This window comes from Pseudarthrobacter sp. L1SW (assembly GCF_020809045.1).
Taxonomy (GTDB): Bacteria; Actinomycetota; Actinomycetes; order Actinomycetales; family Micrococcaceae; genus Arthrobacter.
In genome coordinates, this window is record NZ_CP078079.1 from 472,872 (window position 1) to 488,649 (window position 15,778).

The 15,778-nt window shown below is 69.2% G+C and carries 14 protein-coding genes; 12 read left to right on the forward strand and 2 right to left on the reverse strand.

Annotation, left to right across the window (positions count from 1 at the left end; all coding sequences use genetic code 11):
* Positions 1 to 7: 7 nt before the first annotated feature.
* Complete coding sequence (locus KTR40_RS02275; protein ID WP_228405160.1) at positions 8 to 1,042, reverse strand: NAD-dependent epimerase/dehydratase family protein; 1,035 nt, start codon at positions 1,040 to 1,042, stop codon at positions 8 to 10.
* 145 nt (positions 1,043 to 1,187) lie between these two features.
* Here KTR40_RS02275 and KTR40_RS02280 point away from each other — a divergent pair, with 145 nt between their 5' ends.
* From KTR40_RS02280 to KTR40_RS02330, 11 genes are all read left to right on the forward strand, one after another.
* Positions 1,188 to 2,138 (forward strand): sigma-70 family RNA polymerase sigma factor, encoded by a 951-nt coding sequence (locus tag KTR40_RS02280; RefSeq protein ID WP_139027665.1) that lies wholly within the window; start codon positions 1,188 to 1,190, stop codon positions 2,136 to 2,138.
* A 178-nt stretch (positions 2,139 to 2,316) separates the two neighbouring features.
* Positions 2,317 to 2,853: an HAD-IIIA family hydrolase gene (locus KTR40_RS02285; RefSeq protein WP_228405161.1), complete on the forward strand. Its 537-nt coding sequence runs from the start codon at positions 2,317 to 2,319 to the stop codon at positions 2,851 to 2,853.
* On the forward strand, positions 2,853 to 3,941 hold the full coding sequence (locus KTR40_RS02290) for a glycosyltransferase family 9 protein (protein WP_228405162.1): 1,089 nt from the start codon (positions 2,853 to 2,855) through the stop codon (positions 3,939 to 3,941). The genes KTR40_RS02285 and KTR40_RS02290 overlap by 1 nt, the downstream gene beginning before the upstream one ends.
* Positions 3,938 to 4,972, forward strand: coding sequence for a glycosyltransferase (locus tag KTR40_RS02295; RefSeq protein ID WP_228405163.1), 1,035 nt, complete (start codon positions 3,938 to 3,940; stop codon positions 4,970 to 4,972). The genes KTR40_RS02290 and KTR40_RS02295 overlap by 4 nt, the downstream gene beginning before the upstream one ends.
* On the forward strand, positions 4,969 to 6,222 hold the full coding sequence (locus tag KTR40_RS02300; RefSeq protein WP_139027669.1) for a glycosyltransferase: 1,254 nt from the start codon (positions 4,969 to 4,971) through the stop codon (positions 6,220 to 6,222). Before KTR40_RS02295 ends, KTR40_RS02300 begins: the two co-directional genes overlap by 4 nt.
* A complete protein-coding gene (locus KTR40_RS02305) occupies positions 6,219 to 6,929 on the forward strand; it encodes an SIS domain-containing protein (RefSeq protein WP_228405164.1) in 711 nt (236 codons plus the stop codon). Before KTR40_RS02300 ends, KTR40_RS02305 begins: the two co-directional genes overlap by 4 nt.
* Entirely contained in the window at positions 6,926 to 8,470 is a 1,545-nt protein-coding gene (locus tag KTR40_RS02310; protein ID WP_228405165.1) for a PfkB family carbohydrate kinase, read from the forward strand. The genes KTR40_RS02305 and KTR40_RS02310 overlap by 4 nt, the downstream gene beginning before the upstream one ends.
* 63 nt (positions 8,471 to 8,533) lie before the next feature.
* Entirely contained in the window at positions 8,534 to 9,250 is a 717-nt protein-coding gene (locus KTR40_RS02315) for an SDR family oxidoreductase (RefSeq protein WP_139027672.1), read from the forward strand.
* Positions 9,251 to 9,291: 41 nt separating this feature from the next.
* A complete protein-coding gene (locus KTR40_RS02320) occupies positions 9,292 to 10,728 on the forward strand; it encodes an aldehyde dehydrogenase (RefSeq protein WP_228405166.1) in 1,437 nt (478 codons plus the stop codon).
* Positions 10,725 to 12,263 (forward strand): D-glycero-beta-D-manno-heptose 1-phosphate adenylyltransferase, encoded by a 1,539-nt coding sequence (gene rfaE2, locus KTR40_RS02325; protein ID WP_228405167.1) that lies wholly within the window; start codon positions 10,725 to 10,727, stop codon positions 12,261 to 12,263. Before KTR40_RS02320 ends, rfaE2 begins: the two co-directional genes overlap by 4 nt.
* 47 nt (positions 12,264 to 12,310) lie before the next feature.
* The gene (locus KTR40_RS02330) at positions 12,311 to 13,249 is read left to right on the forward strand and encodes a spermidine synthase (protein WP_228405168.1); all 939 of its coding nucleotides are present in this window, start codon (positions 12,311 to 12,313) and stop codon (positions 13,247 to 13,249) included.
* 28 nt (positions 13,250 to 13,277) lie between these two features.
* Here KTR40_RS02330 and KTR40_RS02335 read toward each other — a convergent pair whose 3' ends face one another.
* Positions 13,278 to 14,195, reverse strand: a complete 918-nt coding sequence (locus tag KTR40_RS02335) for a LysR family transcriptional regulator (RefSeq protein ID WP_139027676.1) — start codon at positions 14,193 to 14,195, stop codon at positions 13,278 to 13,280.
* 132 nt (positions 14,196 to 14,327) lie between these two features.
* Here KTR40_RS02335 and KTR40_RS02340 point away from each other — a divergent pair, with 132 nt between their 5' ends.
* On the forward strand, positions 14,328 to 15,710 hold the full coding sequence (locus tag KTR40_RS02340) for an MFS transporter (protein ID WP_228405169.1): 1,383 nt from the start codon (positions 14,328 to 14,330) through the stop codon (positions 15,708 to 15,710).
* Positions 15,711 to 15,778: the final 68 nt, after the last annotated feature.

A 15,778-nucleotide genomic window follows, 5' to 3' on the forward strand; every position in this document is an offset into this window, starting at 1 on the left:
GCAGGATCTACCTTGGTTTCAGGACGGGGGAGGGAGTGATTCCTTCCCCCGTTCCCATGCCCGCCAGCACCTCGGCGACGGCCTCGGTGGATGAGAACTTTGGCTCCCAGCCAAGAATCCGCCGTGCCCGGCTGGTATCCATGATGGGGGCACCGGCTGCCATCTCAATCCATCCCGAATCCGTGGGCTGGAGCCGCAGCCTCCATGCCGCGCCAACGATCTTGTGGAGCAGTCCCATGGGGATAGGCAGGATCCGTCGGGCGCCCAGGATGCGGGCGAGTTCCTGCGGTGTCAGGACGGGTTCTGCTGCGACATTGAAGGCTCCGGAGGCTCGCCGGTCAATAACGCGCCAATAGGCATCAGCCACATCGTCCGCATGGACCGCCTGGAAGATCAGGTCCTCGGGGGCCGGCAGGAGTGGTATCCGCAGCCTCCCCGGCAGGAGCCTTGGTATGAGTGGCCCCAGGAAATACCTTCCGATCTCGCTTCCGGCGTCGCGCTGGAAGATCAGGGCCGGGCGGAGCCTGGCCACCGGGACGCCCGGATGCGCTGCCATGAATGCGTCCAGGGCTTCTTCCTGCTCCGCCTTGTGCCGGCTGTAGTGTGAGCCCGGCATGCCGCGGGCGGGCCACGATTCGTCGGTCCGCCGGTCCTTGGGAGCCTTGCTGTAGGCGCCCACGGATGACGCGCAGACCACCTGTTTCACGCCCGCCCTCCCGGCCGCCGACAGGACGTTCCTGGTGCCGGTGACGTTGGTCCGGTACAGCTGCTCGAGGTCCCGGTTGGGCTGGATCTGCCACGCCAGGTGGACCACGGCGTCCACTCCTGCCAGCGCCGCGTCCAGCAGGGGCCGGTCGCTTTCCAGGCCCACGTCCAGCGTGTGCCACTCAACGCCTGAATAGGGCGCCCGGCTGGTGTCCGGGCGGCGCCTGCTGATCCCCGTCAACGTCAGGCTTCCCGGCTTTTCGGACAGGCGGGCCTGCAGCCTGCGCAACAGTGCCGTTCCCGCGTTACCGCTGGCTCCGGTGATGGCGATGTGCATGGCAGGGCTCCTTGGCGTGGCCGGTCAGTACCGCTTACACACCGAGCCTATAACCGGGAAGGATTGTTTTATAAGCAGGCTTATGATTTCCTACTTCTAAGTCTTGCCGCAGGCTTTCGGACCCCGACCGAGGGAACCAACGACAATGCCAGAATACTTTTCCGCACTTGCCGTGGATGCTACTCCTGTCCACCAGCAGCAGCCAGAACTCCCAAGGGACAGCCCTGCCAGCGCCCGGGCCGGGCGGCTGCGCCAGACCTTTGAAAACGACCTGGTCCTCGGCTACCTGGACCTCGCCGAGGCCCTGGCCGCCAGGTTCGAGGCCCGCGGGCGCGAACGCGCCGACCTGAACCAGGTGGCCTACCTTGGCCTGGTCAAGGCGGCCCGCGGCTTTGACCAGACCAAGGGCGAGAGTTTCCCCGCCTACGCGGCTCCCACCATTACCGGGGAGCTGAAGCGGTACCTTCGCGACCGTACCTGGGTGGTCAGGCCGCCCAGGCACATCCAGGACTTGCGCACCCGGATGTTCCGGGCCGAGCCGGAGCTGACCCAATCGCTGGGACGGAACCCCAGCGTGGCCGAACTGGCAGGGGTGCTCGATGAGGATCCCGCCGCAGTGCAGGAGGCCATCTCGGCGTCCAGCAGCATGCACCCCGACTCGCTCGACGCCGTCAACCCGCATTCGGACGCGCCGTCCATCGGCGAGGTGCTGGCATGTCCAGAGACGCCGCTGGAACGGCTGGAGGAGCTGGCCTGCCTGCGTGACGCCATCCAGGACCTGGATACCGCGGACCGGGAACTCCTGTACCGCCGCTACTTCTGTGAAGAGACCCAGGTGCAGCTGGGGAAGCGGCTTGGCATGTCCCAGATGCAGGTTTCACGGCGCCTTGCGAAAGTCCTGGTGGAGCTCCAGCGCCGGCTTGAAGGCAGCTCGCTTGCGGGCTCATCGGATGAAGCACCGGCAAATGCCGGGCGGCAAGCAGGGGTGGCAACAGGATCCGGCAGGACCCTGCAGGCAGTGTGCGGGCAGGGGAACCAGGCCCCGGCCGGCAAGAATGCCACGCGCAGGGGCAGCGCCAGGGCCGGGAACAGGTGACCTTCCAGCCCACTCCCGAGAACTGCCGCACACGGCCGCAAGCCAGTGCCGGAACGGGCATCAGTAGGCGCTGCCGCGCTATCTTGCCTGTTCAGGCGGATTGCGTGGGCGCGGTCCGGAAGGTGAGAAAACCGAACGGCCCTGTTTAGGAGCAGCAGCAGGGGGGAACAGGGAGGGTATGGGAAGCTCCGTAACCTCCAAGCTCAGGGCTGTCCTGTTCGACCGGGACGGGACCCTGGTGGTCGATGTCCCCTACAACGGGAACCCCGACCTTGTCCGGCCAATGCCAGGCGCCAAAGCCGTGCTGGACGCCCTGCGGTCCGAAGGCATTGCCACCGGCGTGGTCAGCAACCAGTCAGGCATCGCCCGCGGCATGATCACTGCCGCCGACGTGGCCAGTGTGAATGCCAGGGTGGACGAACTGCTGGGCCCCTTTGACGTGTGGGAAGTCTGTCCCCATGCCGAGCAGGACGGCTGCCTCTGCCGGAAGCCGGCGCCCGGCATGGTCCACAGTGCATGCCGGAGGCTCGGCATCGGGGAATCCGAGGCTGCACTGATCGGTGACATCGGCGCTGACGTCCGGGCCGCCGAAGCGGCGGGCGCCACCGGGGTGCTGGTCCCTACGCCGGTGACCCTTGCCGAAGAAGTGGCTGAAGCCCGCCTGGTGGCCCAGGACCTGGCAGGGGCCGTGCTCCTGCTGCAGGAGGGGCGGTAATGGGCCGCGTCCTGGTGGCGCGCCTGGACAGCATGGGAGACGTCCTGCTGGCCGGTCCTGCAGTCAGGGCCGTTGCCAACGGCAGGATCCCGGACGGCAGCAAGCCCAACCACGTGGTCCTGCTGTGCGGCAGGCAGGGGGAGGCTGCGGCAGGCGTGCTGCCGGGAGCCGCGGAGGTCTACAGCTGGGACAGCCCGTGGATCATGAACCCGGCCCCCAAAATGACCGGGCCGCACGCCGACAGGCTGATCGAATATGTCCGGAACTCCAGGATCACTGAAGCCGTGATCCTCACGTCCTTCCACCAGTCCCCCCTGCCGCTGGCGCTGCTGCTGCGGCTGGCCGGCGTTGAGCGCATCACCGGCGCGTCCACCGACTATGCGGGCTCCCTCCTGGACGTCCGGCTCAAGCCGGGGGAGGACTTCCCCGAGGACCAGCCCGAGGCGGAACGCGCGCTTGGCATCGCCGAGGCCGCAGGCTTCAGGCTCCCGGCCAGCGACGACGGCAAGCTCCACGTGGCGTCCGTGCCGGATGTCCGGGACCTGGTGGGCCAGGAGCCGTATGTGGTGGTCCACCCCGGCGCGGCCGTTCCCGCACGGGCCTGGCCGCCGCTCCACCACGCGGCCGCCGTCGAACTCCTCCAAGGTGCGGGGCACCGCGTGGTGGTGACGGGCGGTCCCGGGGAAACATCGCTGACCGCAACGGTGGCAGGGCCCTCGGCGCTGGACCTCGGGGGCCGGACGGACCTGCACACCCTGGCCGGCGTCATGGCCGGGGCCGAGGCGGTGGTCACCGGCAACACCGGTCCCGCACACCTCGCGGCGGCCGTGGGCACGCCCGTTGCCTGCCTCTTTTCGCCGGTGGTGCCCGCCATCCGCTGGGCACCGTACGGGGTCCCGCTGGAACTCCTCGGGGACCAGAACGCAGCCTGCCGGATGACCCGCGCCCGCGTCTGCCCGGTTCCGGGCCACCCCTGCCTGGACTCCGTGTCCCCCGAGGACGTGGTGGCGGCGGTGGAGCGCCTGATGGGCGGAGTGAGCTCCTTCAGTACCCACGTCAGCACCCGTAGAAAGGCCCGTAACAGATGAAAATCCTGCTCTGGCATGTCCACGGTTCCTGGACGGACGCCTTTGTGCGCGGCCGTCACGAGTACCTCCTTCCTGTCCTGCCAGGGGGCGGACCCTGGGGGCTTGGCCGTGCAGGCAGGGACTGGCCTGCGTCTGTGCGGGAGGTGGACCTCGCCTCGCTGGACGCGGCGGAGGTTGACGCCGTCGTCCTCCAACGCCCGCAAGAACTCGACGAAGTTGCCCGGCTGCTGGGCCGGCGGCCAGGCGCGGACCTTCCTGCCGTGTATGTGGAGCACAACACCCCCAAGGGAAATTTCCCCAATACCAGCCACCCGCTCGCGGACCAGACCAGCATCCCCCTGGTCCACGTGACGCACTTCAACAGGCTGGCCTGGGACAACGGCTCGGCACCCAGCCTGGTGGTGGAGCACGGAATCCCGGACCCCGGACAGCTCTACACGGGGGAACTGCCCGAATTGGGGGTGGTGGTGAATGAACCCATCCGCCGCGGCCGCGTCACCGGAACGGACCTGTTCCCCGCCTTCGCTTCAGTGGCGCCGCTGCAGGTCTTCGGCATGCAGACCGAGGGCCTGGCCGCCGCCACCGGGATCGCGGAGTCACGCCTGACCCCGCGGGGCGACCTGAAGACCCTGGAACTGCACCGTGAACTGGCCAAGTGCCGCGTGTACATCCACCCCATGCGCTGGACCTCCCTGGGACTGTCCCTCCTGGAGGCCATGCACCTGGGCATGCCGGTGGTTGCCCTGGCCACCACCGAAGCGCCCCGCGCGGTGCCGCCGGAAGCCGGCGCCGTCTCCGCCGACATCGACGAACTGCTCCGCTGCGCGCGGCGGCTGGTGGCCAATCCGGAGGAAGCACGACGGCGGGGAGCCGCCGCCCGCGAGGCGGCACTGGAACGCTACGGCCTGGGTAAGTTCCACCACCGCTGGGACGAGATCCTGGCGGACCTCGGCAGCAAGTCCGGCCACCGCCACAACGAACCCCTGGACGAGCGGATCCTCGTTCCGGCGCGGGAGAGGAAGACCCCATGAGAATCTCGATGATTTCCGAGCACGCCAGCCCATTGGCGGCACTTGGCGGAGTGGACGCTGGCGGGCAGAACGTGCACGTCGCGGCGCTGTCCGAAGCCCTTGCCAAGCGGGGCCACCAGGTCACCGTGTACACCCGCAGGGATTCAACGGAGCTTCCCGCCAGGGTCCAGGTGGGCCGCCGCCTTGAGGTGGTCCATGTGGATGCAGGACCGGCACGCCACGTTCCCAAGGACGAACTGCTGCCCTTCATGGGCGAGCTGGCGGACGGCGTGGCCAAAGACTGGATCCAGCGGCCGCCGGACGTGGTGCACGGCCACTTCTGGATGTCCGGCGTGGCCGCCCTCGATGCAGCCAGGCGGCCCGATGCCGGGTACCGCGTCCCCGTCATCCAGACCTTCCACGCCCTTGGCACGGTCAAACGGCGGCACCAGGGCGCGGAGGACACCAGCCCGCAGGAACGCCGCTGGCTTGAACCGGGTGTGGGACGCTCCGCGGACCGGATCATTGCCACCTGCTCGGACGAGGTGTTCGAGCTCAAGGCCATGGGTATCAGCACCGCCAAGATCTCCATCGCCCCCTGCGGCGTGGACCTGGGCTTCTTCTCCGCCGAGGGTCCCGTGGATGCGCGGGCGCGCCGGCACCGCATCCTCTCGGTAGGCCGCCTGGTGCCGCGCAAGGGCGTGGATTTGGTGATCAGGGCGCTGCCGTACCTCCGCGAGGCAGGATTCGACGACGTCGAGCTCCTGATCGTGGGCGGCGGCGGGGACTCCGGGGCGCTCGAGGCCGATCCCGAGGTGCGCCGCCTGATGGACCTTGCCGCCGAATTGGGCGTCTCGGACCAGGTGAGGCTGCAGGGCCAGGTGCCGCGGGAGGCGATGCCGGGGATTTTCCGCAGTGCCGATGCCGTGGTGTGCGCCCCCTGGTACGAGCCCTTCGGCATCGTTCCGCTGGAAGCCATGGCCTGCGGCGTCCCCGTGGTGGCTGCGGCCGTGGGCGGCCTCCGTGACACCGTGGTGGACCACGGGACCGGGCTGCACGTGCCGCCGCGCGACCCCGAGGCCATCGCGTCCGCCCTGGCCACGCTGCTGGATAACCCCACACTGCGGGCAGAGCTCGGAAACGCGGGCAGGCTGCGGGCCCGGACCAGGTACTCGTGGGACCGGGTGGCTGCCGAAACCGAAAAGGCCTACCAGCAGGCTGTGGCGGGGGCCCCTGCCGGCGTTGTCCCGATGGAAGGAGCGGCACTGTGACTGCCGAATGGTCCCTTCGTGAAACCGACCTGCGCACTTTGGCCGCCACGCCGGCCCTCCCCGCGGTCCTGCCGGGTTCCGGCTTTGTGGACCCGGCCAGCTCGGACATCGTGCTGACGCACCTGGACAATGTGCTGCCGGCGCTGGATTCGCTGCGCAGCCAGTCCAGCCGCCTTGCGGCCTGGGGAGTGGAGCTTGCCCAGCGCCTGCTGCGCGGGCAGCGGCTGCTCGCAGCCGGGAACGGCGGCTCGGCGGCGGAGGCGCAGCACCTGACTGCCGAGCTGGTGGGCAGGTTCGACGGCGAACGCGTCCCGTTCTCCGCGATCTCGCTGCACGCTGAGTCGTCCGCCGTCACGGCCATCGCCAACGATTACGGCTTCGATGACGTCTTCGCGCGGCAGGTGCGCGCGCACGGCCGGTCCGGCGACGTGCTGATGCTGCTGTCAACGAGCGGCAAGAGCCCCAACCTGCTGCGGGCGGCGGAGGTTGCCGCAAAGCTGAACATCACCACCTGGGCGCTGACCGGCGTCGGGCCCAACCCCCTGGCCGACGCCTGCGATGAAGCCGTGATGATCGACGCCCTCAACGCCAACGCCCAGGAAGGACACCTCATCGCCCTGCACGCGATGTGCCGTGCGTTCGACCTGGAAGTGGGACGGCGCAGCGCCCCCGACGCAGGCCTGTCATTGCGGGGAGGCCGGCCATGAGGATCGTGGTGGTGGGTGACGTGATGCTGGATGTGGACCTGTCCGGTGACGCCACCCGGCTCAGCCCCGATGCGCCCGTGCCCGTGGTGGATGTTTCCGGGGTGAAGCGGCGTGCCGGCGGTGCGGGCCTGGTAGCCCGGATGCTCGCCCAGGACGGCTGGCCCGTGACGCTGGTGACGGTCCTGGGCGATGACGACGCCGGGCGGCAGCTGGAACAGCACCTCGCCGGAGTGCGGCTGGTCTCAGGTCCCAGCGGCCACGCCTCGCCCGTCAAGACCCGGGTCAGGGCCGGATCCCACCCGGTGGTCCGTTTCGACCAGGGCTGCGGGAAGGCCCCCATTCCGGACGTCACGCCGGCCATGCTCCGCGCCGTCGAGAAGGCCGGAGTGATCATCGTGGCCGATTACGGCAGGGGCCTGGCGGCGAATCCGCAGCTGCGGGACCTCCTGGCCCGGCTGGCCGGGACCATCCCCATCATCTGGGACCCGCATCCCGCCGGCGCGGCCCCCGTACCGGGCGTTGCCGTAGTGACCCCCAACCTCGCCGAAGCGAGCAAGGCGGCGCAGGCGCTCGCCGGGGAACGCGGCGGCGGGCAGGCCGCGGCGTCCGCCGGCGCTGGCCGGGACGTTCACGGCGTGGCCGGGGATCCGCCGGCGCAGGAGCCGCAGGATGAGGCCGTCCAGGCCGGCCGGATCCTGCTGGAGCACTGGCAAAGCCGTGCCGTGCTGGTGACCAAGGGTGAACAGGGCGCGGTGCTGCTGCGGGAGGGCCGGACTTCCCCGGATGCCGTCCCGGCGCCCCGGGTGGAAGCGGGCGATCCCTGCGGTGCGGGTGACCGGCTCGCTGCCAGCCTGGCCGTCCACCTCCTTGCCGGCAGGGAGCTCGGGGAGGCCGCCAGGCTCGCAGTCCATGATGCCGCCGACTTCCTGGCCAACGGGGGAGTATCTGCCTTTCCCGACTCCGAAGCGGACCCCGAAACAGGCCCCGGGACAGGCCGCGAGGCAGAGGCTGCTTCCGGCGCGGGCGCCGGTGCCGCCACTGCCGGTCCGCTGAGGCCCCCCACCCCGGTTGGCGGCAAGCGCCGCATCAGCGAACCGCTGCTGCTGGCCCGCGTGGTGCGGGACAACGGCGGCAAGGTGGTGGCCACCGGCGGTTGCTTCGACCTCCTGCATGCCGGCCATGTCCGGTCCCTTGCGGCCGCCCGCGAGCTGGGGGACTGCCTGATCGTCTGCCTCAACTCCGATGATTCGGTACGCCGGCTCAAGGGGCCGGAGCGTCCCATCATCGGCCAGCAGGACAGGGCCGAACTGCTGCTGGCCATGGAATGCGTGGACGCCGTGATGATCTTCGATGAAGACACCCCGGAAGCGGCCCTGGAACGGCTTCGCCCGGACATCTGGGTCAAGGGCGGTGACTACAAGGGCGCCCGCCTCCCGGAGGCCGACCTCGTGGAGAAGTGGGGCGGTCGGTGCCTCACCGTCCCCTACCACCCCGCCCGTTCCACCACCGGACTGGCCGATGCCCTCGCCAAGGTGAGCTGACTCGCCAGGTGAGCCAGCCGCCCACCCGCCCCAAAGTTTGTATTTCCCATTGAAAGGAACACCATGACTGCAGAAGTAAATGTGCCTGCCTCGCAGACCCCCGGCCGCGTGCTCGTAACGGGAGGTGCCTCCGGACTGGGGGCCGCCGTCGTCGACGCCGTCCTCAAGGCGGGCGGCACCCCGGTGGTGCTGGACCGGGACATCAGCAGCGTCTCCAACGTCAAGGCCTTCGAAGTGGACGTGGCGGACCGCGCCGCCGTGGAGGCCGCAGTAAAGGAAGCCGCCGAATCGCTTGGCGGGCTGGAAGCCGTGGTCACCGCAGCCGGCATCGACCGCTGCGGCAAGCTCGCCGACGTCGAAGCCACCGAGTGGGAAAAGGTCATCGGCGTGAACCTGATGGGCACGGTGTCCGTGGTGCGGGCGGCCCTGCCCTACCTCAAGGCCAGCCACGGCCGGGTGGTGACCGTTGCTTCCACCCTGGGCAAGCGCGCCGTTGCCGATGCGACGGCCTACTGCGCCTCGAAGTTCGGCGTGGTGGGCTTCAGCCACGCGCTCGCCGCCGAGACGGGGGGAGAGATCGGCGTGACCACCATGATCCCCGGCGGCATGAAAACGCGGTTCTTCGATGACCGCACGGAGCAGTACAAGCCGCAGGACGATTCGCGCCTCAACGACCCCGCCAACACCGCGCAGGCCATCCTGTTCGCGTTGAACCAGCCCACCGGCTGCGAGGTCCGCGAAATGCTGATCTGCCACGAGGAAGAGGGCTCCTGGCCCTAAAGGCAACAGTCCACCAGACCGGAAACGACGGGAGGAACACCATGCCCACCACTGCCATCGAAACAACAACGGACCAGGAATTGGCTGAGCGCGGCGGCATCACCATCCGCAACCCGCGCACCGGGGAGGTCCTCTGGACCGTGCCGGAGGCCGGGCCGGATGCCGTGGCCCGTGCCGTGGAGGTAGCCCGCAGCGCGTCCCCGGACTGGGCTTCCACTGCCGCAGCCCAGCGGGGTGCCGCACTCAAGGCGGCCGCGCGCGCGCTCGATGCGGCCGCCCAGGAACTGGCCGGGCTGAATGCCAGCGAAACGGGCCGGCCGGTGGACGAATCGCTGGCGGGGATTGCCGCCGGAGTGTCCACCCTGGAGCAGTATGCCGAGCTCGGCCCCATCCACCGCGGCCTCAGCCTGCGGGGAAATGCGCTGGCCTCGGACTACACGGTGGCGGAGCCGCGGGGAGTGGCCGCGCTCCTCACCCCGTGGAATGATCCCGTGGCCGTGGCCTGCGGGTTGATCGGCGCCGCGCTGGTCACCGGCAATACCGTGATCCACAAACCCAGCGAGCGCTGCCCGCGCCTCGGCGAAGCCCTCGGGGAGGTCCTGGCGCCGGCCTTCCCGCCGGGTGTCTTCCAGACGCTGTCAGGCGGCGCGGGCGTCGGCGCGCTCCTTGCCGAGTCCGAGGTGGACGTTATCGCGCACGTGGGCTCAAGCGCTTCCGGTGCCCGCATTGCCAGGGCCGGAGCGCTCACCGGTGCCCACGTCATCCGGGAAAACGGCGGAAACGATCCGCTGCTGGTGGACCGGGACGTGGATCCCGTGTGGGCAGCCGAGCAGGCCGCGATCGGCGCCTTCAGCAACAGCGGGCAGATCTGCGTGGCGGTTGAACGGATCTACGTCCACGAGGCCATCGCAGCCGAATTCTGCGCCGCCCTGGAGGCAGAGGCCGCGCTCCGCAACGGCCACGGCACGGTTGCCCCGCTGGTGGACGGGCGGATGCGCGAGGCCGTCCACGCACACGTGGCCGACGCACTGCAGCAGGGCGCCCGCGCCGTGGAGGGCGGCGCCCTTCCCGACGGTCCGGGCTCCTTCTATCCCGCCACGGTGCTGACCGGATGCACCGACACAATGGAGGTGATGACCGAGGAAACCTTCGGGCCCGTCGCGCCGGTGCAGGTGGTGAAAACGTTCGACGACGGCCTGCGGCTCGCGTGCAGCGGCAGGTATGGCCTCGCTGCCACAGTCCTGTCCGGCAATATTGCCCACATCCAGCAGGCGGTGGCCGCCCTTCCCGTGGGCACGGTGAAGATCAACGAGGTGTTTGGCGGTGCCCCCGGCGGCGCCGCCCAACCGCGGGGTGCGAGCGGTGCCGGTTTCGGCTACGGCCCGGAACTCCTGGATGAGTTCAGCCGGGTGAAAGTGGTGCACATCGCGGCACCGCCAGCCCAGGCAACACAGCAAGAGGGGGAGGACCGGCCATGAGCATCACGCCCGAGGCAGGGGACCTGTCGCAGCAGCGGGCGCTCGCCGAATGGCTGCCCGGGCGGCTGGCGGCGGAGCAGCCGGCCATCCTGGTGCTCGGCGACGTCATGCTGGACGGGTGGTGGAGCGGCAGCATCGAGCGGCTCTGCCGTGAGGCCCCGGCTCCGGTGGTGGACATCCAGTCCCGCGCGTCCGTACCCGGCGGGGCCGCCAACACCGCCATGAACCTGGCCGCCCTGGGGGCGCGGGTGTCCGTTGCCGGCATCATCGGAACGGACGACGCCGGGGTGGACCTCCGGAGCCAGCTGGTGGCGGCGGGGATCGACGTCACCTACCTGCTGGACCACCCGGACATGGTCACCACCACCAAGATCCGGATCAGCAGCGGCGGCCAGGTGATGCTCCGCATCGATGACGCGGCCAAGTCCGTGCCCGCCGAAGCGCTGGCGGAGCTGGCCGCCTCGGTGCGCGCCGCCGTCGAGCACCAGGACTCCGTGATGGTGTGCGATTACGGCACCGGCGTCCTGGCGGACCCCGTCCGCCGCGGCCTGGAGGACGCCCTGGCGGGCAAGGACCGCGGGGACGCCGGCGGGCGGCCCCTGCTGGTGGTCGATTCGCACGACCCCCGGCCCTGGGCCGCGCTGCATCCCGACCTGGTGACCCCCAACGCGCAGGAAACGGCGCGGATGCTGGATGTGCGGCTTCCCGAGGGGCAGGACAGGGTGGCCGAGGTGGGCAGGCACGCGGATGCGCTGCTGGCGGCCACGGGAGCAGGAGCCGTGGTGGTCACGCTGGACCGCGACGGCACCGTCCTGCTGAGGCCGGACGGCGTCACGCACCGGACGTGGGCGCGCCCGGCCGCCGAAAAGCAGGCGTCGGGAGCAGGCGACACTTTTGTGGCCGCCCTGACCCTGGCGCGTTCGGCCGGCCTGCCGCTGACGGCGAGCCTGGACCTGGCGCAGTCCGCTGCGGACGTGGTGGTGCACCAGCCCGGCACGTCGGTCTGCAGCACGGCACAGCTCAGCCGGTACCTGAAGGCCTTCGCGGACACCGCCCTGGGTGCGGACGAACTGGAACGGCAGCTGGAAGTGCACCGGGCGGAGGGGCAGCGCATCGTCCTGACCAACGGCTGCTTCGATGTGCTGCACAGCGGGCACACCCGGTACCTAAACCAGGCCAAACAGCTGGGCGACATCCTGGTGGTGGCCCTGAACAGTGACGGCTCCGTCCGGCGGCTCAAGGGCGCGGGACGGCCCATCAACGGGGTCGCGGACCGGGCCGCCGTGGTGGCGGCACTGAGCTGCGTGGACTACGTGACCGTCTTCGATACCCCCACCGCGGCCCCGCTGATCCGGCAGCTCCGGCCCGAGGTGTACGCCAAGGGCGGGGACTACACCCCGGAGATGCTGGCCGAAACCCCGGCCGTGGAGGAGTACGGCGGCCGGGTGGCCATCCTGGATTACGTGGCGGAGCGTTCCACCACTGCCGTGGTGAACCGGATCCGCGAAGGTGAAGGGGCGGTGCAGACCAACTAGGGTTGGATACTCGAACTGGTTGGACGGACTGAAGCGGGGCACGGGTCATGGCGAAGCGCGGAAAACCCGGGGGCCGCGGCAGCCGTCCGGCGGCGGGCGTGGTGGAAGTGCCCAAAGGAACCCGGCCGAACGGTCCGGTTGAGGGTGTGTACTACATCGACACCGGTGACTGCGAGCTGATCGCGGACCAGGACAACTCCACCGGCTGGCTCCTGAAGATCAACGGCGTCATGAGCTCGCACATCGACCTCGCGGACCCGCTGTTCCTGGACTTCGAGTACATGCGATGGATGGCCGCGCTCATCGAGTCCCGCTGGCCGCCGTCGGGCGTTTCCTCCGGTGCCGCGCAGAAGCCTGAAGCCCCAAAGCTGCGCGGCCTGCACCTGGGCGGCGGCGCCTGCTCCCTGGCCCGCTACTTCCACGCCGTCTACCCGGACGCCCGGCAGGTGGTGGTGGAACTGGACGGCAAGCTGGCGGAGTACGTGCGCGGCTGGTTCGACCTCCCCAAGGCGCCGCTGCTGCGCCTTCGCGTGGGGGAGGCCCGGCACGTGACCGAAACCCTGACGGCGGAGACCCGAGACTTCATCATCCGGGACGTTTTTGCCGGCGCGGTGACCCCGCGTCCGCTGACCACCGCCGAGTTCAACCAGCACGTCCGCCGCGTCCTTGCTCCCGGCGGGATGTACGTGGTGAACTCCGGCGACGCGCCGGACCTGAAGAACGCCCGGGAGGATGCCGCCACCATCGCGGCCTCCTTCAGGCACACCGTCATCATCGCAGACCCGGCCATGCTCAAGGGCCGGCGCTACGGCAACATGGTGATGGCCGGCAGCGACACACCCTTCGGCGATGACCCGAAGCTCGCCCGGCGCCTCCTGGGCGGCGCCGTCCCGGCGCACCTGTGGGACGACGCGCAGGTCCGGGCGTTTGCGGCCGGAGCCCCGGTCCGCCACGACCCGCCGGTAACCCCGTCGACTGCTCCATAGGGGTCGTTTTCGCCCTCCTAAACGACAGCTACGAAACAGTGGATGAGGTCTTTCCCCTCCCCAGGAGCTTTTCCCGGTGCGCGGCCACCTGTTCCCGGAGCGCATGGACAACTGCCGCCACGGCAGGCCGGCGCAGCGAGTCCGGCCTCAGCACCATCCAGTAGGGCAGCAGTTCGGCGATTTCGGTGGGCAGGAGGCGGACCAGGTCCTCATGGAGGTCGCCCATGAAGCAGGGCAGGAAACCAATCCCCGCTCCGGCGCGCGTTGCTTCCACGTGGACAAAGACGTTGGTGGAGGTCAGCCCGTCCCGCATCCCCGGCACCAGCCTGCGCGGCGCGTCGAGGTCGTCCACCTGCAGCATCGAGTCCACGAAATAGACCAGCGGGTGCCCGTTGAGTTCAGCCACGCTGGCGGGGGTCCCGTGCTCCGCGAGGTACGCCCGCGAGGCGTACATCCCCAGCATGTAGTCGCCCAGCCTCACCGCTTCGGCCCGGTGCACCTGCGGTTCACCCACCACCACTTCAATGTCCAGGCCCGAGCGCTGTTGCAGCGCCCGCCGGGTCATGGTCACCACTTCCACGCTCAGCCCCGGGTGGTTCCGCCGCAGCCTCGCCACGGCGGGAGCGGCAATGTAGGCGCTGAACCCGTCCGTCGCGGTCATGCGGACGACGCCGGTAATGGGGTCCGGTGCCTTGCCGGCAGGTCCCAGCGTGCCCACCGCCGCCTCCACCTGTTCGGCCACGCGCACCGCCTGGGCGCCGAGGTCGGTCAGCTCCCAGCCTCCCGCTGCCCGGGCCAGCACCCGGCCGCCCAGCGACTTCTCCAGGGCGGCTATCCGGCGCGAAACGGTGGTGTGGTTCAGTCCCAAGGACTGCGCCGCCGTCGTGAATTTTGCTGACCGCGAGACGGCCAGCAGGACCAGCAGGTCATCCGGGTTCGTATCCATATCTGCAATTCTGCACACAGAGGGTGCTGGTTTGGCCATTGAATCGCAGACTTTCTGCGGCAATACTCATCTGAGCCCATACAGTGCTGTGCATCACAGCGCGTGTCGACGTAGACACCAAGGAGAACATTTATGAGCGTAGAACAACGCTCTGCACCATCGGCCGAGCCTGCCCCAAAGGGCGCCGGCCTCAAGAAAATCGTCGCAGCCTCCATGGTTGGCACCGTAGTGGAATGGTACGAGTTCTTCCTCTACGCCACTGCAGCAACCCTGGTGTTCGGCAAGTACTTCTTCCCTGCCACCGGCAACGAGCTGGACGGCATCATCCAGGCGTTCATCACCTACGCCGTGGGCTTCGTCGCACGGCCGCTCGGCGGCATCGTCTTCGGCCAGATCGGGGACAAGCTGGGCCGCAAGCCCACCCTGCAGCTCACCATCGTGATCATCGGCGTGTCCACCTTCCTGATGGGCTGCCTCCCGGGCTTCGCCGAGATCGGGTACCTCGCACCGGCACTGCTGGTGTTCCTGCGCTTTATCCAGGGCTTTGCACTGGGCGGCGAATGGGGTGGCGCCGTGCTTCTTGTCGCCGAACACAGCCCCAACAAGTCCCGCGGATTCTGGTCCAGCTGGCCCCAGTCCGCCGTTCCGGTGGGCAACCTGCTGGCCACGCTGGTGCTGTTCGTCATGTCCTCCACGCTCAGCCCGGAAGCGTTCCTCGGCTGGGGCTGGCGGGTGGCCTTCTGGCTGTCCGCGGTGATCGTCTTCGTGGGCTACTACATCCGCACCCACGTTACTGAAGCGCCCATCTTCCTGAAGGCCAAGGAGCTGGTGGAGCAGGAACAGGCCGTGAGCTACGGCGTGCGCGAGGTCATCCGCAAGTACCCCAAGGGCATCCTGCAGGCCATGGGCCTCCGGTTCGCGGAAAACATCATGTACTACCTCGTGGTCAGCTTCGCGATTGTGTACCTCAAGAGCGTCCATAAGTACGACACGTCCTCGCTCCTCCTCGCCCTGCTGATTGCCCACGTCGTCCACTTCCTGGTCATTCCGCAGGTGGGACGCCTCGTGGACAGCTGGGGCCGCAAGCCTGTGTACCTGGTGGGCGCCATCACCGGTGCCACCTGGCCCTTCTTCGCGTTCCCCATGTTCGACACGAAGAACGCGGTGGTGATCGTCCTGGCCGTGACCATCGGACTCTGCCTGCACGCCTTTATGTATGCCGGGCAGCCGGCCATCATGTCGGAGCTCTTCCCCACCCGGATGCGCTACGCCGGGGTGTCGCTGGGCTCGCAAGTCACCTCGATCGTCGCCGGCTCGCTGGCGCCGCTCCTGGCCACCCAGTGGCTGAAGGACACGGGCTCGTGGGTTCCCACCGCCATCTACCTGGTGGTGGCGTGCGCCGTCACCACCGTGGCGGTGCTGAGCCTCAAGGAAACCAAGGGCATAGCCCTTGAGGACGTGGACAGGGCCGACGCCGAACGCGAAGGCCTGGCGGTAGCGGCAGCCACGCGCTGAGCTGCTTGGGTGTGGCTGGCTCCAGCGCTGCTGGAGCCGGCCGGTTCGTAGAAAATCTTTGAACTGGA